The sequence below is a fragment of the Microbacterium sp. KKR3/1 genome (assembly GCF_021272365.1).
In the GTDB taxonomy this organism is placed as follows: domain Bacteria; phylum Actinomycetota; class Actinomycetes; order Actinomycetales; family Microbacteriaceae; genus Microbacterium; species Microbacterium aurugineum.
The window spans coordinates 1887419-1914166 of sequence record NZ_JAJSDW010000001.1 but is presented as its reverse complement, the minus strand read 5'-3'; the positions used below and the strand labels follow the sequence as shown (position 1 = coordinate 1914166).

At 69.7% G+C, this 26748-nt stretch carries 22 protein-coding genes; 14 read left to right on the top strand and 8 right to left on the bottom strand.

Translation table 11 applies throughout. From position 1 onward, the window contains the following. The first annotated feature begins 110 nt into the window (after nt 1–110). From LVJ59_RS09125 to LVJ59_RS09105, 5 genes are read left to right on the top strand one after another with little or no spacing between them, the layout of a single operon-like run. Nucleotides 111–1388, top strand: coding sequence for an NRAMP family divalent metal transporter (locus LVJ59_RS09125; protein ID WP_047522189.1), 1278 nt, complete (start codon nt 111–113; stop codon nt 1386–1388). Between the two features lie 4 nt (nt 1389–1392). Further along, nucleotides 1393–2157, top strand: a complete 765-nt coding sequence (locus LVJ59_RS09120) for a LamB/YcsF family protein (protein WP_232762760.1) — start codon at nt 1393–1395, stop codon at nt 2155–2157. Between the two features lies 1 nt (nt 2158). After that, nucleotides 2159–2959: a putative hydro-lyase gene (locus LVJ59_RS09115; RefSeq protein ID WP_153243431.1), complete on the top strand. Its 801-nt coding sequence runs from the start codon at nt 2159–2161 to the stop codon at nt 2957–2959. Next, nucleotides 2959–4572, top strand: a complete 1614-nt coding sequence (locus LVJ59_RS09110; protein WP_232762759.1) for an urea amidolyase family protein — start codon at nt 2959–2961, stop codon at nt 4570–4572. Before LVJ59_RS09115 ends, LVJ59_RS09110 begins: the two co-directional genes overlap by 1 nt. Continuing rightward, complete coding sequence (locus LVJ59_RS09105) at nt 4569–6299, top strand: biotin carboxylase N-terminal domain-containing protein (RefSeq protein WP_232762758.1); 1731 nt, start codon at nt 4569–4571, stop codon at nt 6297–6299. Before LVJ59_RS09110 ends, LVJ59_RS09105 begins: the two co-directional genes overlap by 4 nt. 136 nt (nt 6300–6435) lie before the next feature. Here LVJ59_RS09105 and LVJ59_RS09100 read toward each other — a convergent pair whose 3' ends face one another. Then, entirely contained in the window at nt 6436–7764 is a 1329-nt protein-coding gene (locus tag LVJ59_RS09100; protein WP_232762757.1) for a uracil-xanthine permease family protein, read from the bottom strand. A gap of 229 nt (nt 7765–7993) precedes the next feature. Further along, the gene (locus LVJ59_RS09095; RefSeq protein ID WP_232762756.1) at nt 7994–8872 is read right to left on the bottom strand and encodes a phosphoribosylaminoimidazolesuccinocarboxamide synthase; all 879 of its coding nucleotides are present in this window, start codon (nt 8870–8872) and stop codon (nt 7994–7996) included. Nucleotides 8873–9113: 241 nt separating this feature from the next. On the opposite strand from LVJ59_RS09095, the gene LVJ59_RS09090 reads away from it, so the two are divergent. The 3 genes from LVJ59_RS09090 to LVJ59_RS09080 all read left to right on the top strand — a co-directional run bounded on the left by LVJ59_RS09090 (nt 9114) and on the right by LVJ59_RS09080 (nt 11960). Next, nucleotides 9114–9740, top strand: a complete 627-nt coding sequence (locus tag LVJ59_RS09090) for a PadR family transcriptional regulator (RefSeq protein WP_232762755.1) — start codon at nt 9114–9116, stop codon at nt 9738–9740. Next, on the top strand, nt 9737–11284 hold the full coding sequence (locus tag LVJ59_RS09085; protein WP_269816598.1) for an MFS transporter: 1548 nt from the start codon (nt 9737–9739) through the stop codon (nt 11282–11284). The genes LVJ59_RS09090 and LVJ59_RS09085 overlap by 4 nt, the downstream gene beginning before the upstream one ends. A gap of 121 nt (nt 11285–11405) precedes the next feature. Further along, entirely contained in the window at nt 11406–11960 is a 555-nt protein-coding gene (locus tag LVJ59_RS09080) for a GNAT family N-acetyltransferase (protein ID WP_232762754.1), read from the top strand. A gap of 39 nt (nt 11961–11999) precedes the next feature. On the opposite strand, the gene purD is transcribed toward LVJ59_RS09080, so the two are convergent. Together purD and LVJ59_RS09070 are read right to left on the bottom strand one after the other, a co-directional pair. After that, on the bottom strand, nt 12000–13277 hold the full coding sequence (gene purD / locus LVJ59_RS09075; RefSeq protein ID WP_232762753.1) for a phosphoribosylamine--glycine ligase: 1278 nt from the start codon (nt 13275–13277) through the stop codon (nt 12000–12002). A gap of 209 nt (nt 13278–13486) precedes the next feature. After that, the gene (locus tag LVJ59_RS09070; RefSeq protein WP_232762752.1) at nt 13487–14161 is read right to left on the bottom strand and encodes a CoA pyrophosphatase; all 675 of its coding nucleotides are present in this window, start codon (nt 14159–14161) and stop codon (nt 13487–13489) included. 49 nt (nt 14162–14210) lie between these two features. Here LVJ59_RS09070 and LVJ59_RS09065 point away from each other — a divergent pair, with 49 nt between their 5' ends. After that, nucleotides 14211–14579 carry a sterol carrier family protein gene (locus LVJ59_RS09065; protein ID WP_131492073.1) on the top strand — a complete coding sequence of 123 codons (369 nt, stop codon included), beginning with the start codon at nt 14211–14213 and terminating at the stop codon, nt 14577–14579. Between the two features lie 11 nt (nt 14580–14590). Here the strand turns inward: LVJ59_RS09065 and LVJ59_RS09060 are convergent, their stop codons facing one another. From LVJ59_RS09060 to LVJ59_RS09050, 3 genes are read right to left on the bottom strand one after another with little or no spacing between them, the layout of a single operon-like run. After that, nucleotides 14591–15364, bottom strand: coding sequence for a heme ABC transporter ATP-binding protein (locus LVJ59_RS09060; RefSeq protein WP_374199059.1), 774 nt, complete (start codon nt 15362–15364; stop codon nt 14591–14593). After that, on the bottom strand, nt 15361–16434 hold the full coding sequence (locus tag LVJ59_RS09055) for an iron ABC transporter permease (RefSeq protein WP_047522226.1): 1074 nt from the start codon (nt 16432–16434) through the stop codon (nt 15361–15363). Before LVJ59_RS09055 ends, LVJ59_RS09060 begins: the two co-directional genes overlap by 4 nt. Next, nucleotides 16431–17537 carry a hemin ABC transporter substrate-binding protein gene (locus LVJ59_RS09050; protein WP_232762750.1) on the bottom strand — a complete coding sequence of 369 codons (1107 nt, stop codon included), beginning with the start codon at nt 17535–17537 and terminating at the stop codon, nt 16431–16433. The genes LVJ59_RS09055 and LVJ59_RS09050 overlap by 4 nt, the downstream gene beginning before the upstream one ends. A gap of 162 nt (nt 17538–17699) precedes the next feature. On the opposite strand from LVJ59_RS09050, the gene LVJ59_RS18080 reads away from it, so the two are divergent. Both LVJ59_RS18080 and LVJ59_RS09040 read left to right on the top strand, forming a co-directional pair. Beyond that, entirely contained in the window at nt 17700–21590 is a 3891-nt protein-coding gene (locus LVJ59_RS18080; protein ID WP_232762749.1) for an HtaA domain-containing protein, read from the top strand. 217 nt (nt 21591–21807) lie between these two features. Then, entirely contained in the window at nt 21808–22119 is a 312-nt protein-coding gene (locus LVJ59_RS09040) for a hypothetical protein (RefSeq protein ID WP_047522953.1), read from the top strand. A 2-nt stretch (nt 22120–22121) separates the two neighbouring features. On the opposite strand, the gene LVJ59_RS09035 is transcribed toward LVJ59_RS09040, so the two are convergent. Then, nucleotides 22122–22727: a zinc-binding alcohol dehydrogenase gene (locus LVJ59_RS09035; RefSeq protein WP_131492084.1), complete on the bottom strand. Its 606-nt coding sequence runs from the start codon at nt 22725–22727 to the stop codon at nt 22122–22124. 86 nt (nt 22728–22813) lie between these two features. Here LVJ59_RS09035 and purM point away from each other — a divergent pair, with 86 nt between their 5' ends. The 3 genes from purM to LVJ59_RS09020 are packed head-to-tail and all read left to right on the top strand — an operon-like array spanning nt 22814 to nt 26718. Then, entirely contained in the window at nt 22814–23929 is a 1116-nt protein-coding gene (gene purM, locus LVJ59_RS09030; RefSeq protein WP_232762748.1) for a phosphoribosylformylglycinamidine cyclo-ligase, read from the top strand. A gap of 6 nt (nt 23930–23935) precedes the next feature. Further along, nucleotides 23936–25408 carry an amidophosphoribosyltransferase gene (purF, locus tag LVJ59_RS09025; RefSeq protein ID WP_047522956.1) on the top strand — a complete coding sequence of 491 codons (1473 nt, stop codon included), beginning with the start codon at nt 23936–23938 and terminating at the stop codon, nt 25406–25408. Next, entirely contained in the window at nt 25405–26718 is a 1314-nt protein-coding gene (locus LVJ59_RS09020) for a CynX/NimT family MFS transporter (RefSeq protein ID WP_232762747.1), read from the top strand. The genes purF and LVJ59_RS09020 overlap by 4 nt, the downstream gene beginning before the upstream one ends. Nucleotides 26719–26748 lie beyond the last annotated feature (30 nt).

Genomic DNA, 26748 nt, shown 5'->3' with positions numbered 1-26748 from the left:
GGCAACGTCTTCGTAGCACAGCCGAAACAATATTGTTGAACAATCAGTGTCTATCCGTTCTACACTGGGGGTCACCCGACACCCACCAACGACGATGGGAATCCCCCTCCATGTCCGAGCAGTCCACCGCCTCCCTCTCCCCGGAAGACGAAGTCCGCCTGGCCGCCGTCAAGAAGCGCGCCGGCCGCAGTGCCGTCCTCGGTGCGATCTTCCTCATGGCCACCAGTGCCATCGGCCCCGGCTTCATCACCCAGACGGCGACGTTCACCGCGACGATGGGGGCGGCGTTCGCCTTCGCCATCCTCGTCTCGATCCTGGTCGACATCGCCGTGCAACTGAACGTGTGGCGCATGATCACCTCGTCGGGCAAGCGCGCCGGCGAACTCGCCAACAGCGCCATCCCCTTCTCCGGACACGTGATCGCCGTCCTCGTCGTGATCGGCGGACTCGCGTTCAACATCGGCAACATCGCCGGTGGCGGGCTCGGCATGAACGCGCTCCTCGGCATCGATCCGAAGCTCGGAGGCGCACTCACCGCAGCGCTGGCGATCATCATCTTCCTGATCAAGAAGGCGGGGCGGGTGATGGATGTCGTCCTGATCGTGCTCGGCCTCGGCATGATCGTGATGACCCTGATCGTGGCTTTCATCGCGCAGCCGCCGCTCGGCGAAGCGCTCTCCCAGACCTTCCTCCCGGACGAGCTGAACTTCGCCACCATCACCACGATCGTCGGTGGAACGGTCGGCGGCTACATCACCTACTCCGGTGCACACCGCTACCTCGACTCCGGGCACACCGGACCCGAGCGCGCCGGTCCGGTGATGCGCGCCGCCGCCAACGGCATCCTCGTCACGGGCATCATGCGCTACGTCCTGTTCCTCGCGATCCTCGGCGTCGTGGCCTCCGGTGTCACTCTCGACCTGTCGAGTCAGGCCGCGAACCCCGCGGGGCAGGCATTCGGCGCGGTGCTCGGCGACGCCGGACTGCGCATCTTCGGCGCGATCTTCTGGGCCGCCGCGATCAGCTCTGTCATCGGTGCGGCGTACACGTCGGCCACTTTCCTCTCCACCTTCACGAAGAAGCTCAGGGGCGGCTGGCCCTTGCAACTCGCGACCGTCGCGTTCATCGTGGTGTCGCTGGCCGTGTACCTGTCGATCGGCACGGCACCCGCGGCGATCCTCGTCTTCGTGGGCGGTTTCAACGGTCTGATCCTGCCGATCGGCCTCACGGTGTTCATGTACATCGGCTGGTTCCGTCGCGATCTGCTCGGCTCGAAGAAGTACCCGATGTGGCTGCTGATCGCCGGTACTCTCGTGACGCTGCTGACCTGGTACATGGGGATCGTCTCGGTCGGCCCCATCTTCGCCTTCCTCGGAATCGGAGCGTGATCGCATGACCTCGATCGACCTGAACTCGGACCTCGGCGAGAACGTCGCCGACCGGATCGTCAGCGACGACGCGAGCATGCTCCGCCTCGTCACGAGTGCGAACGTGTCGTGCGGCTTCCACGCCGGCAATCCGGAGGGCATCCGGCAGACGCTCACGGCCGCGGTCCAGGGCGGGGTCGTGATCGGCGCGCACCCCGGCTACCGCGACTACGAGAACTTCGGACGCACGAAGGTCGACATCGACTCGGCCACGCTCCAGGCGCACGTCGAGTATCAGCTCGGCGCACTGATGGGGGTCGCCTCCGCGGTCGGCGGACGGGTCGCCTACGTCAAGCCGCACGGTGCGCTGTACAACACGATCGCGCGGGACGAGCGTCAGTCGAAGGACGTCGTGGCCGCGATCCGTGCGATCGACCCGAGCCTGGTGCTGCTCGGCCTGTCCGGAGGCGTCGTGCTCGACGTCGCCGAGCGGGCAGGGCTCGCCGTTGCGGCGGAGGCATTCGCCGACCGCGCCTATCAGCCGGACGGGCAGCTGGTGTCGCGCACCGAGGAGGGGGCCGTGCTGCACGACCCGGCTGCGGTCGCCGAGCGAATGGTGCGCCTGGCCGCCGACGGTGTGATCCGGGCGATCGACGGCACCGATGTGCCCGTGGCCGCGCAGTCGATCTGCGTGCACGGCGACAGCCCCGGCTCGGTGGCGATGGCCGCCGAGACGAAGCGGATGCTGCAGGACGCCGGCATCACGATCGCCCCGTTCACGGGCGCCTGACATGACCGTCCTCGCCACCGCCGATCAGCTCGCCGATGCGCGTGCGGCTCGCGCCGCCATCCGGGCGGGGCACGCCGAGCCGACCAGCGGCGTCGCGGTGGGGCTGACCCAGGCGAACCTCATCGCGGTGCCGGCCGACTGGGCCTTCGAGACGTTGCTCTTCGCGCAGCGGAACCCGAAGCCGTGCCCGGTGCTCGAGGTCATCGAACAGGGGCAGGTGGAGTCCCGGCTCGCGCCCGGCAGCGACATCCGCACGGATATCGGCCGCTATCGCGTCTGGCGCGACGGAGAGCTGGCGGAGGAGGTCTCCGACGCGACCGAGGCCTGGGCGGAGCATCCGGACCTCGTGTCGTTCCTGATCGGATGCAGCTTCACGTTCGAATCCGGTCTCGTGCAAGCGGGGATTCCGATCCGCCACCAGGAGCTCGGCCGCAACGTGCCGATGTACCGGACAGCGGTGCCGTGCACGCCGGCGGGACGGCTGAGCGGAGAGATGGTCGTGTCGATGCGGCCGATCGCTGCGGATCGGGTGGCGGATGCCGTGCAGATCTCCGGGCGTACTCCGGCGGTGCACGGCGCTCCGGTGCACATCGGGGATCCGGCGTCGCTCGGGATCGACGATCTGGCACGCCCCGACTTCGGTGACGCCCCGGAGATCCGCGCCGGGGAGGTGCCGGTGTTCTGGGCATGCGGGGTCACCCCGCAGGCCGCGATCATGGCCTCGAAGCCGCCGTTCGCGATCACGCACGCGCCGGGGTACATGTTCCTCACCGACGTTCCGGATGCGGAGTACCTCGTCTGATGCGCATCCTCACGGCATCCGATCATGCTCTGCTCGTCGAGGCGGCCGACCTCGACGAGGCGATGCGCCTGAACCTCGCGTGGGAGGGAGTGCCCGGGGTGGTCGAGCGCATTCCCGGTGCCCGGACCGTGCTCGTGCGCTTCGATCCGCTGCGGGTCTCCGCCGTCGAGCTGGCGACCGCGCTCGCGGCCGTGGAGATCGACACCGCGCAGCTCCCGGACGCGGGCGAGGTCGTCGTGCCGGTGCGGTACGACGGCGAAGACCTCGACGACGCGGCGACCCTGCTCAGGGTCTCGACGGAGGAACTGGTGAACCGGCACCTCGCTGCCGATTGGCGGGTCGCGTTCTCGGGCTTCGCCCCCGGATTCGGCTACGTCGTCAGCAGCGATCCCTTGTTCGACGTGCCGCGCCGATCTTCACCGCGCACGCGCGTGCCCGCCGGATCCGTCGCACTCGCGGGCGCGTTCACCGGGGTGTATCCGCGCGAGAGCCCCGGAGGATGGCAGCTGATCGGCCGCACGGACGCCGTGATGTGGGACATCGACCGTGACCCTCCCGCACTCCTGGCCCCCGGCACCTCCGTGCGGTTCGAGCACGTGCGCGAAGTGGCTCGGCTGGACCTGGGTCGCTCGGACGAATCGGGCCGAAACGGAGCCGACGCGGTGCGCCCTGGGCATGTCGTGGAGCAACACGCCGAGACGGATGCGGATGCTCTGGGTTTCCGCACAGAGGCTGCGGTCGAAGTGGTCCGCCCGTCGCTGCAGCTGCTGGTGCAGGATGCCGGGCGCCCGGGTTTCGCGGCACTCGGGGTCTCGGCATCCGGGGCGGCCGACCGCCGGGCCCTGCACGATGCGAACCGTGCGGTGGGCAACGCGACCGAGGCCGCGGTGCTGGAGAGCGTCGGTGGTGCGGTGCTGCGATTCCGGGGAGCGGGCGTCGCCGCGGTCACCGGAGCGGTCGGTGCGCTCAGCCTGACCGACGTCGAGGGCGCTGTCCGTTCCGTGGCCCACGGTGTGCCCTTCGCCACGGTCGACGGCGACGAGCTGACCCTCGGCCATCCCGCGCGCGGACTGCGCTATGTCATCGCCGTCCGCGGTGGACTGGAGGCGGTTGCTGCACTGGGCAGCCGCGCCGCCGACACCCTGGCCGGACTCGGACCCGAGGCACTGACCGCGGGCGCGGTCGTCCCGGTGGGCGGCGTCGCCTCGCACCCGGTCGAACCCGACGCCCTGCCCCGTGAGCTGCCGGCCGTGGGCGACCTCGTCGAGCTCGAGATCACACTCGGTCCCCGCGACGACTGGTTCACGGCCGGAGCGCTCGCGACCCTCACCGCTCAGGAGTGGACGGTGACGCCGCGCTCCGACCGTGTCGGCATCCGGCTCCACGGCGAGGTGCCCCTGGAACGCGCACGCGGCGGAGAGCTGCCGAGCGAGGGCGCCGTCACCGGTGCGATCCAGGTGCCGCCCGACGGACAGCCGGTGCTGTTCCTCCCCGACCACCCCCTCACCGGGGGATACCCGATCATCGGTGCACTCACGGACCGCAGCCTCGACCTCGCAGGTCAGCTGCCACCGGGCGTGCGCCTTCGCTTCATCGTCAAGGAGACCTCATGACCGCCGCGCCGACCACGCAGAGGATCCTGATCGCCAATCGCGGAGAGATCGCCGTGCGCGTCATCCGTGCCTGTGCCGAAGCCGGCTACGCATCGATCGCGGTGTACGCCGACCAAGACGTCGACGCCCTGCACGTGCGCCTCGCCGACGAGGCCGTGGGTCTCGTCGGCATTACGGCCGCCGACACCTACCTCTCCATCGACGCGCTGCTCGCCGCCGCACGGCAGTCGGGGGCGACCGCCGTGCATCCCGGATACGGATTCCTGTCGGAGAGCGCCGCGTTCGCGCGAGCGGTGGAAGAGGCCGGGCTGGTCTGGATCGGTCCGACGCCCGCGAGCATCGACGCGCTCGGAGACAAGATGACCGCGCGTCGCATCGCTCAGCAGGTCGGTGCCCCTCTGGCGGCCGGAACCGATGAGCCGTTGGCCGGCGCGGAGGAGGCGGTGGCTTTCGCAGAGGAACACGGTCTCCCGATCGCGATCAAGGCGGCCTTCGGCGGCGGCGGGCGTGGACTCAAGGTCGTGCGCGAGCTGTCCGCGGTGGCGGAGGCGTTCGATGCGGCCACCCGCGAGGCCATCGCGGCGTTCGGTCGAGGTGAGTGCTTCGTGGAGCGGTTCCTGGAGAGCCCGCGTCATATCGAGGTCCAGGTGCTCGGCGACGGACGCGGCGGTGTCGTCATCGTCGGCGATCGTGACTGCTCGATGCAGCGTCGCAACCAGAAGCTCATCGAGGAGGCCCCCGCGCCCGGACTGTCCGTCGCACAGCGGACCCGGTTCCACGACGCCGCACGCTCGATCTGCGCCGAGGTCTCCTACCGCGGGGCCGGCACGGTGGAGTTCCTGCTCGCCGCCGACGGCACCATCTCCTTCCTCGAGGTGAACACCCGGCTCCAGGTGGAGCATCCGGTCACCGAAGCGGTCGCCGGGGTCGATCTGGTGCGCGAGCAGTTCCGGATCGCGTTCGGGGAAGGTCCGTCCTTCACCGAGACGCCCGACCCCGTCGGCCACGCGTTCGAGTTCCGGATCAATGCCGAGGACCCCGGTCGCGGATTCCTGCCCAGCCCCGGCCGCGTCGAGCGGTTGCGGATCCCCGGTGGTCCCGGCGTGCGGTGGGACAGCGGCATCGATGAGGGCGACGTCGTCCAGCCGGCCTTCGACTCGATGATCGCCAAGCTCATCGTGCACGCGGAGTCGCGCGACGCGGCCATCGTGCGGGCGCGCCGGGCACTGCGTGAGCTCGTGGTGGAGGGGCCGGCGACGGTCATCCCGTTCGACCTGCTCGCCCTCGACGATGCGGCGTTCGCCACCGAGACCTTCGCGGTGCACACGCAGTGGATCGAGAGCGCGCTGCTGCCGAAGCTGGAGATGCAGCCCCGCCCGTCAGCGCTGCTAGACGCCGTGCTGCAGCGCTTCCCGGTCGAGATCGACGGACGGCGGGTGATGCTCGGGCTCCCGGCGGCTCTGCTCGCAGGACTCGGGCCGTCGACGGGCGCTGCCGTGCCCACGCCCGCAGCCGATCCGACCGAACTGTGCTCCCCCGTGCCGGGCACGCTCGTGCGCTGGCTCGTCGAGGAGGGCGCGGAGGTCGCACAGGGCGATCCGGTCGCCGTCATCGACGCCATGAAGATGGAGACGACGGTCGAAGCCCATCGCGCCGGCACGCTTTCACAGCGTGTTGCGCTCTCCGCGACGGTCTCGGCCGACGGCGTGCTCGCGGTCATCGACTGAGTCGCGTTCACAACTCCGCAGAAACGTAGCCGTTCCGGGCCGAACCGGCCGCATGAAGCGGGATTCGGGCTACTTCTGCGGAGTTGTGAACCGCGACGGCGGACGAACCGGCGGGAGAGCCGGCGGGAGAAGCCGGTTACTCGGGGTCGCCGCCGAGCGGGCCGACGGCTGCGAGCGGACGGGGGTCGTCGGCACCGGTCTTGCGCAGGCGGGCGATCAGGTTCCCCAGGTGGTAGATCAGGATCGCCGCGACCGTGGCGATGACGATTCCGCCGAGTTCGAACCCGGAGGCCTCGTCCTTGATCATGAATCCGCCGACGGCCATGATCAGCGCGACGGCGGCCGTGTACTGGTTGACGGGCCGGGAGAAGTCGACGCGGTTGTCGACCCAGATCTTGATGCCGATCACCCCGATGAGGCCGTACAGTGCGGTGGTCACGCCACCGAGCACTCCGGCGGGCACGGAGTTGATGACCTCACCGAACTTGGGCGAGAGGCTGAGCAGGATCGCGGCGGCTCCGGCCACCCAGTACGCAGCGGTGGAGTAGACGCGGGTGGAAGCCATCACACCGATGTTCTCCCCGTAGGTCGTGGTTCCCGATCCGCCGAAGAAGCCGGCCAGGGTGGTCGAGACACCATCGGCGATCAGGGCCTTGCCGGTCTGCTGGTTCACGCTCGCATCACCGGTCATGGTCGCGACGCCGCGCACGTGGCCGACGTTCTCCGCGATCAGCACCAGGACGACGGGGAGGAACATCGCCAACGCCGTCAGCGTGCCGGGCTCGGTGAAGTTCGGGAAGGTGAAGGTGGGCAGCCCGATCCAGTCCGCCTTCTCGACGGCTGTGAAGTCCAGTTCCCCGCGGAAACCCGCGAAGATGTAGCCCGCGATCACGCCGAGGAAGATCGAGATGCGTCCGAGGAAACCGCGGAAGACGACGGCGAAGAGGATCGTGATCGCGAGGGTGAAGGTCGCGGTCACGGGCGCTGCGGCGTAGTTGTTGTGCGCTGCGCCGGCGAGGTTGAATCCGATGAGGGCGACGATGGTCCCCGCCAGGACCGGCGGCAAGAAGCGATCGACCCACTTCACGCCGACCGTGTGCACAACGACGCCGATGATCGCCAGGAGTACGCCGACCGCCACGATGCCGGCCAGGGCGGTGCCCATGTTCGCGGAGGCGGTCGCGGCCGTGACCGGTGCGATGAAGGCGAAGGAAGAGCCGAGGTAGCTGGGCAGCTTGTTGCGGGTGATCAGCAGGAACAGGATCGTGCCGACACCGCTGAACAGCAGGGTGGTGGCGACCGGGAAGCCGGTGATGATCGGCACCAGGAACGTGGCGCCGAACATCGCGACGACATGCTGGAGTCCGATCGCGATCGTCGCCGGCCAGGTCAGGCGCTCATCGGGACGGACGACGGCGTCGGGTTCGACCGTGCGGCCGTTTCCGTGCAGCTTCCACAGGGCCATGCGGGCTCCTCAGAGGTTCGGGGGATGGCAGGAGTGCTGGAGCAACACTATCGATCCCTGAGGGTTCCCTGAGTGCGGACGCCCCTCTCCGCCGGTCAGCGTGCAGGTTCAGATGCAGGTGTGCACGACGGAAGCAGGAGCGGCTCGCGGCCGATCGTCATGCATCCGTCGGATCGTCATGCATCCGAGCCGCACACGCGGGCGTGCGAACCGCGCACAGCGGGACGGGTCAGGCTCCGAGACGCTCGATCAGCTCGCGGTAGCGGTCGGCGGTGCGTGCGACCACATCGTCCGGAAGCAGCGGCGGCTCGCCCTGCTGGTCCCAGTTCGCCGCCAGCCAGTCGCGCACGATCTGCTTGTCGAAGCTCGCCATCCGTGCGCTCGGGATGCTGCCGGTGCGCCAGGCCTCGGCGTCCCAGTACCGCGACGAATCGCTCGTGAGCACCTCGTCGGCCAGGCGCAGAGTGCCGTCGGCATCCGTCCCGAACTCGAACTTGGTGTCGGCGAGGATCAGGCCCTTCTCCTCGGCGATGGCGGCCGCAGCCGTGTAGATCGCGAGGGAGGTGTCGCGCAGTTCGGCCGCACGGTCGGCGCCGACCAGCTCGACGGCTCGGTCGAACGTGATGTTCTCGTCGTGCTCGCCCATCGGCGCCTTGTAGGCGGGGGTGAACAGGGGCTCCGGCAGCCGGTCGCCGTTCTGCAGGCCCGCGGGCAGCGGGATGCCGCACACGGTGCCGCTCTCCTGGTACTCGGCCCAGCCCGACCCCGTGATGTATCCGCGCACGACGCACTCGATCGGCAGCATCTCGAGCGACTGTGCGAGCATGGCGCGATCGGCGACGGCCTCGGGCAGCTCACCCGCGGCGATGTGGTTGGGGAAGTCGGAGAGCTGGGCGAACCACCAGCGGCTCAGACGTGTCAGCAGGGCACCCTTGTCGGTGATGCCGGGAGAGAGCACGAAGTCGAAGGCGCTCACGCGGTCGGAGGCGACGACGAGGATGCGGGTGTCCGCCGGGTCTTCCGAGGCGTACAGGTCGCGGACCTTGCCCGAGTAGATGTGCCGCCAGCCGGGGATGCTCTGTGCCGTGCCTTCTGAAGGAGTGCTCACCCGCTCATTATCCCGGTTCCCTCGGGCGGGTCCCACCGAGACCCCCGTTCGGCGCCGAGACCCCGCCGTACCGCCGTAACTGCGACGGGGTGTCGGCGCCAGGACGGGGTCTCGGCGACAGGGCCGGGTGTCGGCGCCAGGACGGGGTCTCGGCGACAGGGCCGGGTGTCGGCGACAGGACGGGGTGTGTGCGGGCGGTTGAAATGGGCGTATAGTCCACATGGACTATTTGAGGGGGCGCATGAAGAAGGATGCCGTCGATCGCCTCACCCCGATGGGGGTGATGGTGCTCGCGCTGCTGCGCGAGGGCGACATGCACCCCTACGAGATGGTGCGTCTCATGCGGGCCCGCCACGACGACCGGCTCCTCACGATCACGAACGGGACGCTGTACCACACGGTCTCCCGGCTGCATCGTGCAGGGTTGATCGATGAACTCGGCATCGACCGCGAGGGCAACCGTCCGGAGCGCACGACCTACTCCCTGACGGATGCCGGACGCGAAGCGGTCGTCACGTGGGTGCAGCGCGAGCTGCCCCGCATCGACCACCCCGCCGAGTTCCGGATCGCGCTCGCCGAGGCGCACAACCTCGAGCGTCCGGACGTCATCGAGCTTCTGGGCGCGCACCGGGTCGCCCTGGTCGACGACCACATCCGACATCGCGACGGCCTGGCGCAGGCCAGGAATCACGCGGTTCCCGAACAGGTCCTCGTCGAGATCGAGCGTCAGGAAGCGCTGCTGGCGGCGGAGCTCCGCTGGCTCGACTCCCTCCTCGAACGCCTCGAGGCCGACGCCCTGCCGTGGGGTCCCACGGCATTCCAGAACTCAGACCGCTACCGCGCTCAGCGAAAGGCTGCACAGCAATGACTGATACTCCTCGTGCCGGAGACCGCCCACCGGTGTCCGAGCCCTCGTCCTCCGGCCCGTCGACCGGCACCTACTCCCTCGGGCACAAGCCCACGAGTCCCTGGCCCGCGCTCTGGGCGCTCGTCATCGGCTTCTTCATGATCCTGGTCGACACCACGATCGTGTCGGTCGCGAACCCGGCCATCAAGGCGGCGCTCGACCCGAACACGAACAACCTCGACAACGTGGTGTGGGTCACGAGCGCCTACCTGCTCGCCTACGCCGTGCCGCTGCTGATCACCGGACGCCTCGGCGACCGCTTCGGCCCGAAGAACATCTACCTGATCGGTCTCGCGATCTTCACGCTCGCCTCGCTCTGGTGCGGACTCTCCACCACACTCGAGGGGCTCATCGTCGCCCGCGCGGTGCAGGGTCTCGGGGCGGCGTTCATGACCCCGCAGACGATGGCCGTGATCACCCGGACGTTCCCGCCGGAGCGCCGCGGTGCCGCGATGGGATTGTGGGGCGCGACCGCCGGTGTCGCCACCCTGGTCGGCCCGCTCGTCGGAGGCCTGCTGGTCGACGGCTTCGGTTGGGAGTGGATCTTCTTCGTGAACATCCCGGTCGGCATCGTCGCGTTCGTGCTCGCCTGGCGCCTGGTCCCGAAGCTCGCGACGCACCCGCACCGCTTCGACATCGTGGGCGTGGTGCTGAGCGCCGTGGCCCTCTTCCTCCTCGTGTTCGGGCTCCAGGAGGGCGAGAAGTACGACTGGGGCGTCATCTGGGGCCCCATCTCGGTGTGGAGCCTGATCATCGCCGGGCTGGTGGTCCTCGGCCTCTTCATCCTGCAGCAGGCCAAGACCCGGAGTGAGCCGCTGGTCCCGCTCGAGCTGTTCCGCGACCGCAACTTCTCGGGGGCGAACGTGGCGATCGCCGCGGTCGGCTTCACGGTGACGAGCATGTCGCTGCCGATGATGTTCTTCCTGCAGACGGCGCGCGGGCTCACGCCCACCGAAGCGGCGCTGCTCCTGATCCCGATGGCCGTGCTCTCGGGTGTGCTCGCTCCGGCCGCGGGCAAGCTGCTCGACCGGGTCGATCCGCGCATCATCCTCATCCCGGGGTTGCTCTGCGTGGCCGGCGCGCTGGTCTGGTACTCGGCCCTGATCAACATGGACACCCCGATCTGGATGTTCCTGCTGCCGTCCGCCCTGATGGGCATCGGCAATGCGGGCATGTGGGGCCCGCTCGCCACCACGGCGACGCGCAAGCTCCCTCCGCGCCAGGCCGGTGCGGGTGCGGGCATCTACAACACGACCAGGACGATCGGATCGGTCATCGGCTCGGCATCCATCGCGGCGTTCATGCAGTCGCGCCTGGAGGCGAACCTCCCGGGTCTCGCCGATGCGCCCTCCGGCATCTCGACGGGCGGGACGCTTCCGCCGCAGGTTGCCGACGGGTTCGCCGCCGGTATGGCGCAGTCGATCCTGCTGCCGGCGTGCGTCATGGGGATCGCCCTCATCGCCTCGCTGTTCCTCGGCCGCTACGACAAGACCACGGCTCCCTGAGTCCGGCCGCGGCTTTCGAATCGCGCGAATCGTCGCATCCGTGGCTCGGATCGGGCCGTTTGCGGGATTCGAAAGCCCGGAGCGAGTTGCACCGGCGACCACCGTCTGGTGTGCTGAGGCGATGACGATCGCGCTCTCCCGACCGACCACCGACCTGTTCGAGTCCTGGGCCGCCGCGGTGGCCGAGTTCCAGGGCGGACACGTCGACGGTGCCGGTATCGAGAAGGGGCTGGTGCCCGACCGTGCCGCGTGCGAGGCCTTCGTCGAGATGGCGGCGCTGTTCGCAACCCCCGGAGCCGCGCTGCCGGAGGGTCGGGTTCCGTGCGACCACTTCTGGATCACCGAGGGTGACGAGGTCGTCGGGTTCATCGCGTTCCGCCGCGAGCTCAACGAGTGGCTTCGTCGCTTCGGCGGCCACATCGGATACTCGGTGATCCCCTCCCGACGCCGGGAGGGGATCGTGCGCGAGGCGCTCCGCCTGATGCTGCGCCTGGCGAAGGCCGAGGGCTACGAGCGGGTCATGCTCACCTGCGATGACGACAACGTGGGGTCGATCCGGACGATCGAGGGTGCAGGTGGCGAGCTCGAAGACGTGATCGACGCCCCCGAGCCCGGGGAGCCCCGCGTACGGCGGTACTGGATCGACATCTCGGGCACCAGCCTCACCTCGAGCTAGCCTCACCGCGAGCGTCTGCGGTCCGGAGGCGGAGCAGGACTACTCCGCGACGCGGGCGGCGATGTCCGTGCGGTGGTGCGAGCCCTCGAGGGAGATGCGGGAGATCGCCTCGTACGCGCGGTCGCGCGCCGTGCGGAAGTCGGAGGCGACGGCCACGACGTTCAGCACGCGGCCGCCCGTCGCGATGAGCGATCCTCCCGGTGCATCGGGGCTCGCGGTCGCCGCATGCACGAGTCGCACACCCTCGACCGACGCAGCGTCCGCGAGGCCCTCGATCGGGCGACCGGTCTGCGGCGCCTCGGGGTAGCCTTCGCTGGCGAGCACGACGGTGATCGCCACGTCGTCGCTGAATTCGGGCTCGGGCTGATCTTCGAGCGTGCCGGAGGCAGCGGCGAACAGCAGGTCCGACAACGGGGTCACCAGTCGGGGCAGCACGATCTGCGTCTCGGGGTCGCCGAAGCGGGCGTTGAACTCGATCACGCGCACACCGGCCTGGGTGAGGATCAGCCCCGCATAGAGCAGCCCGATGAACGGGGTGCCCTCGGCGTCGAGCTGCCGCACCACGGGGAGAGCCACGTCACGGGTGACCTCTTCGACGAAAGCCCGCTCGCTGCCGAACTGCTCGGCGAGCCACGGCAGCGGCGAATACGCGCCCATGCCACCGGTGTTGGGTCCGGCGTCACCGTCGAGTGCGCGCTTGAAGTCCTGAGCGGGGCTGAGCGCGCGCACCGTGTCGCCGTCGCTGAGGAAGAACAGCGAGACCTCGGGGCCGGAGAGGAACTCCTCGATGAGGACGGGCCCGGCAGGAAGGTACTGCTCGGCGTGCACGAGGGCGTCGGCACGCTCGGACGTCACGATGACACCCTTGCCCGCGGCGAGGCCATCGGCCTTGACCACGTACGGTGCGCCGAGCTCGTCGAATGCGGACTCGACCTCGGTCGTGGTGGATGCACGGACTGCACGACCGGTCGGCACGCCCGCCGCGTCCATGACCCGCTTGGCGAAGGACTTCGAGCCCTCCAGCTGAGCGGCGGCCTTGCCCGGGCCGAACACCGGGATGCCACGCACCCGCAGCGCATCCGCGACACCGGCGACCAGCGGGGCCTCGGGGCCGACGACGACCAGGTCGATGGCGTGCTCATGCGCGAAGGCCGTCACCGCGGCGCCGTCGAGGGGATCGACCGTGACGGGGGTCGCATCCTGCGCGATGCCCGCATTGCCCGGAGCGACGAAGATCTCGTGCTCCGTCTGCTCTGCCCGCAGGGCGAGGATGATCGCGTGCTCACGGGCACCGGAACCGAGGACGAGAATCTTCACCCGTCCAGACTACCGAGGCTCACGGTCCGGGTTTCAGGTGGTCGGTGGTCGGTGTTCGGGTGTTCGGTGTTCACAACTCCGCAGAAGCCCGCCGAATCGGTGCATACCCGCGGTGTGTCGGTCGTGCGCCCAACATTCTTGAGGAGTTGTGACCGAGGTCGAAGGGACTCCAGACTCCGAGAACGACCGGGCTCCGGGGTCGACCGGGCTCAGAGGTCGACGGTCCGTTCCACGGAGGCATCCCAGGGCACGGTCCAGCCGGCGGCGTCGAACAGGGCATCGAGCACCATCGCGGTGAAGCCCCACACGATCGTGCCGTCGACGTCGAAGGCGGGGCTGCGGAAGGTGTGGCCCATCCGTGTGAGGGTCGAGGTGAACCGGGTGGCCGGGTCGAGGAGCTGGGCGACAGGGACGCGGAACACCTCGACGGTCTCGGCGTGGTCGACGGCCACGACCCGCGACGGCGACTGCCACCAGGCCAGCACCGGGGTCACCAGGTGGTTGCTGGCGGCGAGCGGAATCACGGGGAGCGTGGCCAGGATCTCCACTCCGTCCGGATCGAGCCCGGTCTCCTCCTCGGCTTCGCGCAGGGCTGTGGCCACGGCATCGGCGTCATCCGGCTCGACACGGCCGCCCGGGAAGGAGACCTGACCGGGGTGGGAGGAGAGGGTGGGTGCGCGGCGCTGCAGAAGCATGTCGAGGTCGCGGGCGACGGCGGGTCCGGCCGTGGGGGCGGGGATGCGGTCGAGCACGCCGAACAGGATGAGCACGGCCGCGTCATGAGCGCTCTGCGGATCGGCGAGCTGCGGGATGCGCACGCCCCAGGAATGGTCGGCGACAGCCGCGAGCAGCTCGGCGCGGGCGCCCTGGGGATGCATGCTCATGCGTTCGAGCTTAGGACTCGTCGCGCGACGTCGGACGTAGTCTGGAGAGATGGCCAGGAAGATCGACATCACGGACGGACGCGTCGCGCTCGATGCCGTCCGTGCCGCCGATGCCTCGGGGGCGAAGCCGCAGCGCTCCGACCTCGCCACCGCCGTGCGCTACCTGCTGCAGCTGCTGGACGAGAAGGCGCCGGGCAACAGCGTCGAGGTGCGGGTGCCTCCGTTCGGTGCGGTGCAGGTCATCCAAGGACCCCGTCACACCCGGGGCACGCCGCCCAACGTCGTCGAGATGGATGCCGCGACCTGGATCGCCGTGTCGACCGGGACCGAGCGATGGGCGGAGGCCGCGGCCGCCGGGCGCATCCACGCCTCCGGGACCCGCGCCGATCTGAGCGACGTCCTCCCGTTGCGGCCCTAGCCGCGCCCGGATCAGCGCCGCGCGACGACCAGCGGAACCCCGGTCGCGGGGTGGGGGAACACATCGACGGCCTGGCCGTAGACCTGCTCGATCCGCTCGGCGCTCAGCACCTCGGACGCCGTGCCGGTCGCGGCGACCCGCCCGTCGGCGAGGAGCGTCACGCGGTCGGCGTGCGCGAGCGCGGCATTGAGATCGTGCAGCACGATGGCCACCGCGATCCCGGCGTCCGCACGCGTCCGGATCAGCCGCATGACGTCTTCGTGGTGCTTCAGGTCGAGCGCCGCGGTCGGCTCGTCGAGCAACAGGATGCCGGTGCTCTGGGCGATCACGCGGGCGAGGGCGACCCGGGCGCGCTCACCTCCCGACAGCGACGGCACCGCGCGCGCACGGAGTGTCGTCACCTCGGTCTGCGCCATCGCGGAGGACACCAGATCGTCGTCTTCCTCGGCCGCGGGCGTGCGCGCCCAGGGGGTCCGGCCCATCCGCACGACCTGCTCTGCGCTGAAGGGGAACGTGACGGTGTTCTCCTGCAGGAGCACGGCACGCTGCCGGGCGAGCATGCGCGGTGCGACCCGGTCGAGGGGACGGCCATCGAGCTCCACCGTGCCCGCGTGCGCGGTGACGTCTCCGGCGAGGACTCCGAACAGCGTGGACTTGCCCGCACCGTTCGGTCCGACGAGGGCGTGGATCTCCCCGCTGTGGACGTCGATGGACGCATGATCGAGGATCGTCCGCCCTTCGCCGACGCGCACCGTGAGCCCCGCCCCGCGGAGCCGGACGGTCACGCCCATCCTCCCGAGCGACGGCGCGTGCGCACGAGCAGCCACAGGAAGAACGGCCCGCCCACGAGCGAGGTGATCATGCCGATGGGGAGATCCGCGAGCGGCACCGCGGTGCGGGCGACCAGGTCGGCGACCGCGATGAGCAGCGCGCCGCCGAGTGCCGAGGCGACCACGAGCGGGAGGTGGGCGGGGCCGATCATCATGCGCATCAGGTGCGGCACCACGAGCCCGGCGAAGCCGATGATCCCGGCGAACGCGACCGCCGCGCACACCAGCAGCGCGACGGTCACGATGACCACCACCCGCAGCAGCTCGACGTTCACGCCGAGGTGTCGTGCGGTGCGCTCGCCGAGGGCGAAGAGGTCCAGGCCGGGCGCCACGATCAGGGCGACGACCACGCCGATCAGGACGAGCGGTGCCACGAGCTGGATGTTCGACCACAGCGCGCCGTTCAGCGAGCCGAGCTGCCAGAACACGATCTGCTCGCGGGTCGACGTCGTGCCGAGGAACGTGAAGAACGCCATGCCCGCGCCGGCGATCGCATTGATCGCGATACCGGTGAGCAGGAGGGTCACGACCTCGGTGCGTCCGCCGGACCGGCTGATGAAGTACACCGAGAACACCGCGACCAGGCCCCCGAGGAACGCGAAGGCGGGCGTCGTCCACATCCCGAACGTCGCCAGCCCGAAGGTGATGCTCGCGGCTGCACCGAGCGCCGCGCCCGAGGAGACCCCGACCACCCCGGCGTCCGCGAGCGGGTTGCCGAAGATCGCCTGCATGAGCACACCCGAGACGGCGAGGGCGGCACCGACCAGCAGGCCGAGCACGATGCGCGGCATCCGCAGGGTGAAGATCACGCCGTAGTCGGTGGATGCCGCCGGAGCCCACGCGGAGTCGATCCCGATGCCGCGCAGCAGAACCCCGACCAGAGAGGTGGGGGACAGGTCGTACTGCCCGCTCGTGATCGACACGATGCACGTGATCGCGAGCGCGACGACCAGGCCGACCGTCACCAGGGTGAAGCGCAGGCCCCGATGCCTGGTCGGAGTCGGGGTGACGACCTCGCCGGTCACTTCGCGGGCTCGGGGGCGTACAGGGCGCGGGCCAGGGCGCCGATCACGTCGGCGGTGCGCGGACCGAAGCTGAGGATCTCGCTGTCGGCCATGTCGATCACGCGACGGTGTGCTCCGGCGGGTGTCTGAGCCACGGCGGGGATCCGCTCGATCAGCCCGTCGATGCCACCGACGGATTCGAGCCCGTCGGTCATCATCACCAGCACGTCGGGCTGCGCGGCGACGAGGGCTTCGGCCGTCAGGGGCTTCATGCCCTCCCATCCGATCTCGGCGGCGACATCGACTCCGCCCACCGCGTCGATCAGCGAGTCGGCTCCGGAGTCCTCGCCGAAGATGTAGTACACGTTCGCGCTGCCGCGGACGTAGAGGAAGAGTATGCGGGCGCGATCCGCTTCGTCGGCGGGCACCACCTCGGAGATCTCGGCCAGCGTCTCATCGACCGCGGCATCGAGCAGCGCGATGAGCGCCTCGCCCCGGCTCGGGACCCCGAGGGCTGCCGCGATCTCGGTGACCAGCTCGTCGGTGGTGTCGAGCCGCCGGTCGCTGGAGATCACCACGACCGCGATGCCCGCGTCGCGCAACTGCTGGCGCACCTCCTTCGGGCCGATCGTCGTGTCGGTGAGGATGACGGTCGGGGACAGTTCGAGGATCGCCTCGGCATTGAGCGTGTGGCCTGTCTTCGTGACGACCGGAAGGTCTTCCGTGCCCACGAAGTCGGTCGACGCGTCGCGCCCGACGACCTGATCGCCGAGACCGAGAGCGAACACGGTCGACGCGATCGTGCCCGAGATGTCGATCGGCAGGATGCGGTCGACGTCGGTGATCTCGACGTCCCGGCCTTCGCTGTCGGTCACCGTCACCGGTAGGTCCGGCGCGGTGTCATCATCGACGGCCTCGATCGCGTGGCTGGAGAGGCACGCGGTGGAGGGGCCTTCATGTCCGCGCACGTCGTCGATCAGGCCGAGGGACGCGAGGGGCGTGGATGCCTGCGGGCACGTGTCCTCCACGGCGAGAGGGGGTGCGGCGGTGGCTCCCGGCTCGGCGCACGCGGTGAGCCCGACGGCGAGGGCGGCGACGAAGAAGACGGCGATGACGCGGCGCATTAGGCAAGGCTATCCTAAAACTTGACGCGCCTCGATCGGCACCTCTACGCTCAGGATCAGTGCTTACTTAGCTAAGCCTAACCAAAACCCATCCGTCGCCAGACCGCATTGCGGCACCGTCGGCACACGTGATCTTCTGCGTGCCCGGAGCCGTGGAGAATCGTGAACGCCATAGCCACCGCATCCTCGGGGAGCACTCGCCTACGCGTGCTGCTCGCCGCTTTCGTCTCCTTCCTTCTCGTCGCGGCCGGTGCGGTGATCGTCCCGCCCGCGCACGCCGCCGGCGCCGCGGTCACGGCATCGGTCTCTTCCGCCGACACGTCGGGGGTGCGCGTGCAGGTGCAGGCCGACGGGCTGCCCGATGTCGCGGGCGCCTACGCGGCCCTGATCGTCACCGGCACGGAAGGTGGGCTCAGCGGCGGGGGCGGATACGCCGCGTTCGTGATGCCCGTCGTCGCCGGAGGGGCGAGCACGTTCACGCTCGAGGCACCGGCAGGCTCGCTCGATCGGACGAAGTCCTACGAGGTGCTCGTGTGGCAGAAGCACTCGAACCCGGACGCGACGACGATTTACGGACGCGGTGAGGTCGCGATCTCCGCGGGGCAGTGGGATGCCGTGTTCGGCCCCGTGCCCACCGACCCGGGCACGGATCCGGGGACGGATCCCGGGACGGATCCCGGTACCGATCCGGGGACTGACCCTGGTACGGATCCGGGGACTGATCCCGGGACGGATCCGGGGACTGACCCGGGAACGGATCCGGGGACCGACCCTGGTACGGACCCGGGGACCGACCCCGGTACGGACCCGGGCACGACCCCGCCGACCGACGCGACGATCGAGGTGTTCCTTGCCGACGGCGCCACTCCGGCGGGGAGTGCCGCCCTCGCGGCCGGCGACAAGATCGTCGTGAAGGGCTCGGGCTACGACCCGGCGGCCAACGTCGGCGGCCGTGGGGTGCCGATCCCGAAGGATCTTCCGCAGGGCACCTACGTCGTGTTCGGCAACTTCGCCTCGACATGGCAGCCGTCCACCGGTGCCGCGTCCTCGACACGCTCCGTGGGGACGCAGGTCTGGGCGCTCTCCGAGGACGTGCTGAACCAGGTGCCGTCTCCGTATCAGGGTGTGATCCGCGCGCAGTGGGTCGACATCGCCGACGACGGCACGTTCCAGGCGACCCTGACGCTGAAAGACGCGTCCGCGACTCCGGGCTCGTACGGCGTCTACACCTACGCGGCCGGAGGCGTGGTCAACGTCGATCAGGAGCGCAGCGTCGCACTGAACTACACCGAGGCCGCCACTCTCACCGCCACGGTGAAGAACGCGAGCGCGAAGGAGGGGCTCACGATCGAGGCGAAGGCGTCGAAGCTGGGCGCCATCACGGGTGCCTACGTCGCGCTGATCGAGGCGGGAACCGAGGCGGAGGTCACCACCGGCGGCGGATTCCTCGCGATGCAGTACGTGCGCGGCATCTCCGGCGGCGTGTTCACCGTCGACCTCGCAGCCGCTGCCTCCACGCTCGACCGCACGAAGTCCTACGAGGTGATCGTGTGGAAGCAGCACACGATGCCGAACGCCGACACCCTGTACGCCCGCGACGCGGCCACGATCAGCGACGCCGAGTGGGATGCGCTCACCGCCCCTACGTTCACCCCGTCGCTCGAGGTCTTCCTTGCCGACGGCACCACCCCGGTCGGGAGTGCCGCCCTCGCGGCCGGCGACAAGATCGTCGTGAAGGGCTCGGGCTACGACCCGGCGGCCAACGTCGGCGGCCGTGGGGTGCCGATCCCGAAGGATCTTCCGCAGGGCACCTACGTCGTGTTCGGCAACTTCGCCGCGGACTGGAAGCCGTCGGAGGGCGCTTCCTCCGCGAACCGCTCGGTCGCGGCGCAGGTGTGGGCGCTCGCCGAGGGTGTACTGAACCAGGTCCCGTCGCAGTACCAGGGTGCGATCCGTGCGCAGTGGGTCGACATCGCCGACGACGGCACTTTCGAGGCGACGCTGACGCTGAAGGATGCCGCCGCCACCCCGGGCTCCTACGGCGTCTTCACCTACGGCGCGGGTGGGGTCACCAATGCCGCGCAGGAACGCAGCGTGGCACTGAACTACGGCGACGCCGCGGCTCTCGAGACCTCGGTGACCTCGGCGACCGCGAAGGACGGGCTGACCGTCACGGCCGCGGCCACGAACCTCGGCGACATCCCCGGCGCGTACGCCGCTCTGATCGAGACCGCCACGGAGGCGGATGTCACCGCCTCCAGAGGATTCCTCGCGATGACGTACGTGAGGGAGATCACGTACGGGGCGTTCGCGGTCGACCTCACGACGGCAGCGAAGAACCTCGATCGCACGAAGTCGTACGAGGTGATCGTGTGGAAGCAGCACTCCATGCCCACGGCCGACACGATCTACGCGCGTTCGACGGTGGAGATCACCCCCGCGCACTGGGATGCCCTGTTCGCGACGGTCGTCCCCCCGAAGCCCACGAAGCCGACGACCCCGCCGGCGAGCGTCCCCGGTGGGTCGCTCCGCTGGGCCATCTCGTCGTCGTTCGTGAACTACGTCACGGGTGACATCGCGCAGGGATCGATCACGGTCTCCGACGGGGCGACCCGATCGGGCGGTCAGTTCCAGTTCGGACAGTCGGTCGGCGGCGACTACGACCGTGCGACCGGTCTGGGGGGCGTCGTCTACCGCGGATCGGTTCGGTTCACCGGTCACCACGGTGTGCTCGACGTCACCGTCTCGAACCCGCAGATCCGCATCACTTCGGCGGCGGCGGCGACTCTCTCCGTGACGAGCGGCGGTGCGCAGGTGCCGTTCGCGACCCTCGACCTCTCCCGTGCCGCACGCACCACGGTCGACGGCGCCGTGACGTACACCGCGGCCCCCGCCGCACTGACGGCCGCCGGACGGGACAGGGTCCTGGCGGGGTACTCGACCACGCTCAACCCGGTCACGTTCACGATCGGCTCGGTGGCCGCTGCTCCATCCGGGACGACGGGCACCGTGGCTGCGGCTGCCGTGAAGGCCAAGACGACCCTGCCCGCTGCCCCACCGGCATCGGACGGCATCGACGTCGACGCGAAGAACCTCGCTGCCCTCGAATCCGGGCAGCCGGCGACCATCTCGGCCTCCGGCTTCCAGCCGAACGAAGAGGGCATCAAGGTCGTCGTCTACTCGAGCCCCGTGCTGCTCGACACCGTGACCGCCGACTCCGCGGGTGTCGCGACCTGGTCGGGGTCGGTGCCCGCGGGCCTGGAGGACGGTGCGCACACCCTGACCCTCCAGGGATCGGTCGACCGCGGTCTGACGTTCACGCTGACCCGCGCCACGACCGTGCTCGGATCCTGCACGGTGGAGGGCGCCACGCTCAAGTGGGGCTACAAGGAATCGTTCCGCACGTACATCGAGGGCATCGCGAAGGGTGGCTGGACGCTGACCGACGTGGCGTACCAGTACCCGGACTTCGTGTGGCAGAACGGCACCGGATCGTTCGACGACGAGGCCCTGACCGGTCTCATCTCCTTCGGGGGGAGCATCACGTTCACGGGACACGACGGCGCACTGAACACGACCCTCGCGAATGCCGGCATCGAGCTCGCCGGGGACAAGGGTTACCTCGTCTTCGACGTGACCGGCACCACGCAGGGCGGCGAGAGCATCGACCAGCAGGGCGTCCGCCTCGCGGAGTTCGCCCGCGGTGACGCGACGATCGTCGACGGTGTGCTGACCCTCGATGCGATCCCGACGACGCTCACCGAGGCCGGAGCGGCCGCGTTCGGCACCTACGCCGCGGGCGAGGCGCTGGATCCGGTGACCGCGGTCATCCCGGTGAACGCCGACTGCGGTGTCACGCCGGAGGAGGAGGTCGACTCCGAGGCCGCGGCGTCCGTCACGACGGTGACCGAGCCCGCGACCTCCGAAGGCGCACCGGTGTGGCCGTGGATCGTCGGCGGCCTGGTCGTCGTGGTGCTCGCGGCGACCGGCGGTGTGCTGATCGCCCGCCGCAACCGTAAGGACGAGACCGCCGAGACGACGACCGAGGTCTGATCCCCTCCCGAGGACAGGGCGGCCCTCCCCACGGCGCACGCGGGGAGGGCCGCCCTCCGTCTCCTGTCGCTTACGGATGTCGGAGGATCGCACGGATGCAGGAGGGAATCGCTCGGCCGGCTCCTGCATCCGTGCAATCGTCCGACCGATGCGCACCCGAGACCGAGGGCCGGAAGCCCCGGTTCCCGGCATCCGTAGACGGTGGGACAATGGAGTCATGGCCCCCACCGATTCCCACCAGACCGTCGAAGCGACCGTGCGCCGCGTGCCGCGGTACGGCGTGTTCATGGGCATCGGCGTGGTGGTCGGCATCATCGCCGCCGGCATCCTCACCTGGGCGGGCAGCTTCGAGCCTTCGCAGGCGCTCGACGTCGTCTATCCGCCCGGACAGGTCTTCGGCTTCCTCCTGCTGTGGACGGTGCCGATCGGCATCGCGCTGGGCGGAGTCGTCGCCCTCATCCTGGAGCGCGTGGCCCGCCGACACGATCGCGTCGTGCGGGTCGACCACGAGACCGTCGTCGACGACTGAGGCTACGCCAGCTCGGCGATCACCGGACGGATGGCGGCGTCGAACGCCACGACGTCGCGCCGCAGGCCGTCGGTCACCGCGACGGTGAGCGCTCCGATCCACCAGATGCCGCGCTGCGAGAACGGCAGCACCTGCACATTGAGCTCGAACGAGTGCGCCCGACGCCCGACCTCGCGCTCGAACTCCGCGATCGCGCTCGCATAGGCGCGGTAGGCATCGCCACCGGTATGGCTCTTCATCGAGCTCACATATCGGTCGTGCGCGGCGCGCGCGTAGCGGAGTGCGGACTCCGCCTGCGGAGCGATCGCGGCGGTCAGCTCTTCGGCGCCCGAGGCCGGCAGCGCGACCAGGGTGTCGAACCCGTCGATGAGCTCGAGCGGCACGTCGGAGGGGTGCGCGCGCGGCTCGACCGTCATGTCCCAGTACTCGCGCCATTGCGCCTCGACCGCGGGGGAGGCGTCGACCGCATCCGGTGCGCGGACGGCGAGCTCACGGAGCGTCGGGAGGCCCTCCGGCTCGCGGATCCCGAGGCTCTGCCGCAACGCGAGCGCGACGAGCACCGGAACGCTCGCGTCTTCGCGGATGAGCCACTGCGGCTTGTCGGCCATGGCCCCATCGTAGGCGGGTCGAGGGCCCGGATCCGAGAGTGATCCGGGCGGAGAGTCGAACCCCTCGCGGGCGGTAGGCTGGAGGCGTGGCTGCCTCCCCCACCAATCCCTATTCCGAAGCCGGCGTCGACACCGCTGCAGGTGATCTCGCCGTCGAGCTGATGAAGTCGTCCGTGCGCGCGACGCACGGCCCCGAAGTTCTCGGCGGTGTCGGCGGATTCGCCGGACTGTTCGATGCCAGCGCGCTGCGCGATTTCCGTCGCCCCCTGCTCGCGACCAGTACCGACGGCGTCGGCACGAAAGTCGCGATCGCGCAGGCGATCGACAAGCACGACACGATCGGCCAGGACCTGGTCGGGATGGTCGTCGATGACATCGTCGTGGTGGGCGCGAGGCCGCTCTTCATGACCGACTACATCGCGTGCGGCAAGGTCGTCCCGGAGCGCATCGCCGACATCGTCCGGGGCATCGCCGAGGCGTGCTCGGCCACCGGCACGGCACTCGTCGGCGGCGAGACCGCGGAGCACCCCGGGCTTCTCGGGCCCCGGGACTACGACGTGGCGGGTGCGGCGACCGGTGTGGTCGAGGCCGATGGGATCCTCGGGGCCGAGCTCGTGCAGGACGGCGATGCGGTGATCGCGGTCGCCTCCAGCGGACTGCACTCCAACGGCTACTCCCTCGTGCGCCACATCGTGACCCGCGCGGGGATCGGGTACGGCGACAACGCCGCCGACTTCGGCACCACCTGGGGCGAGGCGCTCCTCGAGCCGACCCGCCTCTACACGCTTCCCCTTCTGCGTCTGATCGAGCAGCTGGGCGGCGGAGTCCACTCTCTCAGCCACGTCACCGGCGGCGGCATCGCGGCGAACCTCGCCCGTGTGCTCCCGCAGGGCAGCTGGGTGGAGGTCGACCGCAGCAGCTGGTCGCCCAGCCCCGTCTTCCGCGTGCTCAGCGATATCGCGGGATCCACGCTGGAGTCGGCAGAGGGCACCTGGAACCTCGGCATCGGCTTCCTCGCCGTGGTCGCCGCGGAGAAGAAGGATGCCGCGATCGCGGCGCTGAACGCCGAGGGCATGCCCTCGTGGCAGGTCGGGACCGTGGGCTTCGGTCCGCGTCCGGCCGGTGAATTCGAACAGGGCGCCAAGGGCGTCGACGGTGGAGCGGTGCGCCTGGTCGGCGCCTACGCGGACGGAGCGAAGTAAGAGCCCATGTGCGGCATCGTCGGAATGGTGGGCTCTGCCCCGGTCAATCAGGACATCTACGACGCACTCCTGCTGCTGCAGCACCGCGGCCAGGATGCGACGGGCATCGCCACCGCCGAAGCGAACGGCGTGATGCACAACGCCAAGGCGCAGGGCATGGTCCGTGAGGCGTTCCGCACCCGTGACATGCGCGCGCTGCTCGGCAACGTGGGCCTCGGCCATGTGCGCTACGCGACCAAGGGCACGGCTTCGAATGAAGAGGAGATGCAGCCGTTCTACGTGAACGCGCCGTACGGCATCATCCTCATCCACAACGGCAACCTCACCAACACCCGCGAGCTCACGGCCGACATGGCCAAGCGCGACCGCCGCCACCTGAACTCGTCCAGCGACACCGAGCTGCTGCTCAATGTGCTCGCCGGCGAACTGCAGAACACGACCTCGGCCGTCGACCTCGACCCCGAGCGCGTCTTCGAGGCCGTCGCCCGCACGCACGAGCGGATCGAGGGCGCGTACGCCGTGATCGCCGTGATCGCCGGCTACGGTCTGCTCGCCTTCCGCGACCCGTTCGGCATCCGCCCGCTGATCCTCGGTCGTCGCCCCTCGACGGTCCCCGGCGCCGAGGGCAAGGATGAGTGGGTCGTCGCGAGCGAGTCACTCGTGCTCGAGAACGGCGACTACGACGTCGTCCGTGAGGTCGAGCCCGGTGAGGCGGTCTTCATCACCAATGACGGGGAGCTGTTCTCGAAGCAGTGCGCCCCGGCCGCGACGCTCGCGCCGTGCGCCTTCGAGTACGTCTACCTCGCGCGCCCCGACTCGGTCATGAACGGCATCTCGGTGTACGAGTCGCGCCTGCGGATGGGCGACCGTCTGGCCGACACCATCGCCAAGCACGTGCCGATGGACAAGATCGACGTGGTCATGCCGATCCCCGACTCCTCTCGTCCCGCCGCGATGGAGGTCGCCCGCAAGCTCGGCATCGAGTACCGCGAGGGCTTCTACAAGAACCGCTACGTCGGCCGGACCTTCATCATGCCTGGGCAGGCGGTGCGCAAGAAGAGCGTGCGTCAGAAGCTCAACGCCATGTCCACCGAGTTCCAGGGCAAGAACGTGCTGCTGATCGACGACTCGATCGTGCGCGGGACCACATCCAAGGAGATCATCCAGATGGCGCGGGATGCCGGTGCCGCCTCGGTCACCTTCGCCTCCGCGGCGCCTCCCGTGCGGCACCCGCACGTGTACGGCATCAACATGCCCTCACGCCACGAGCTCATCGCCCACGGGCGGACGATCCCCGAGATCGCCGAGGAACTCGGTTGCGATCACCTCGTGTACCAGGAGGTCGACGACCTCAAGGCGGCGATCATCGAAGGGTCGGCCCTCACGGATCTCGACCTGAGCTGCTTCGACGGCCGGTACGTGACCGGCACGGTCTCCGACGAATACCTGGCCTGGGTGGAGGGGTCGCAGACCTCATGACGATGCCGGGCGCTCGACCGCTGTGGCAGGGTCGGGCTCTCGCACTCGTGGGGATCGTCCTGGTGGCGTTCTCGCTGCGCTCGGCGGTCGCCTCCCTGTCTCCGGTGATCGACCATGTCGCCGAGGACTTTCCCGTCTCGCCGGTGATCATCGGGCTGATCGGTGCCGCCCCTCCGGTCTGCTTCGCCATCTTCGGGCTGCTCACGCCGTTGTTCGAGCGGCGCTTCGGCCTGGAGCGGATGGCGGTCGCCGCGATCACCCTGATGGCTCTGGGGCTGCTGCTGCGCGGTCTCGCCATCGACTCCACCACCTTGCTCGCGGCGACCGCGGTCGTGTTCGCGGGGGTCGGTTCGGGCAACGTGCTGCTTCCCCCGCTGGTGAAGAAGTACTTCCCCGACCGCCTCGGGATCATGATGACGATCTACTCGACCACGATGGCGGTGTCGACCTTCCTGCCGCCGCTCGTCGCGGTTCCGGTCGCCGATTCGCTCGGGTGGCGGGTGTCGCTCGGCATGTGGGGCATCGTCGCCGGAATCGCGCTGGTGCCCTGGGTCGCGCTGCTGCTGGGGAATCGGGCTCGCGCGGACGCGCCGATGAAGACGGAGCTCCTCGTCCCCGATCCCACGGACGGTGCCAACGACGTGCAGGATGCGGTGGCCGTCGCGACCGGTCCGATCTCGACCACTCCGGCGAACCGCAGGCACTTCGCCCGCCTGTGGCGACTGCCGCTCGCCTGGGCACTCGCGCTCGTGTTCGGGGCATCTTCCACCATGGCGTACGTCTCGTTCGCGTGGATGCCGACCATGCTCGTCGACATCGGCGGGGTCAGCCCGGCGACGGCGGGCTTCCTGTTGTCGCTGTTCGCGCTGATCGGTCTGCCCTGTTCACTGCTGGTGCCGATCCTGGTGGTCCGGTTCCAGGCGACACGTCCCCTCTTCTTCGTGGCCGTCGCCGGAGGACTGGTCGGGCTCGCCGGCCTCCTGCTCGTCCCCACCGTGGCCCTGCCGCTGTGGGTGAGCATCTTCGGTCTCACGGCCATCATGTTCCCGCTGAGCCTGGTCCTGCTCAGCATCCGTGCCCGTACGCCGGAGAGCGCCGTCGCGTTGAGCGGGTTCGTGCAGAGCATCGGCTACGCGATCGCCGCGGTGTTCCCGCTGCTGATCGGGCTGCTCCACGAGACGACCGATGGCTGGCAGATCCCGCTCCTCGTCATCGCAGGTGTGCTCGTCGTCGTGATCCCCGCGGGCGTCGTCGCAGGGCGTCGCCGCACCGTCGAGGACGAGTGGGAGCGCCGGCACGGCCGCTGGTGAGCGTGCGGAGCGGGCTGCGGCGCGGAGGTG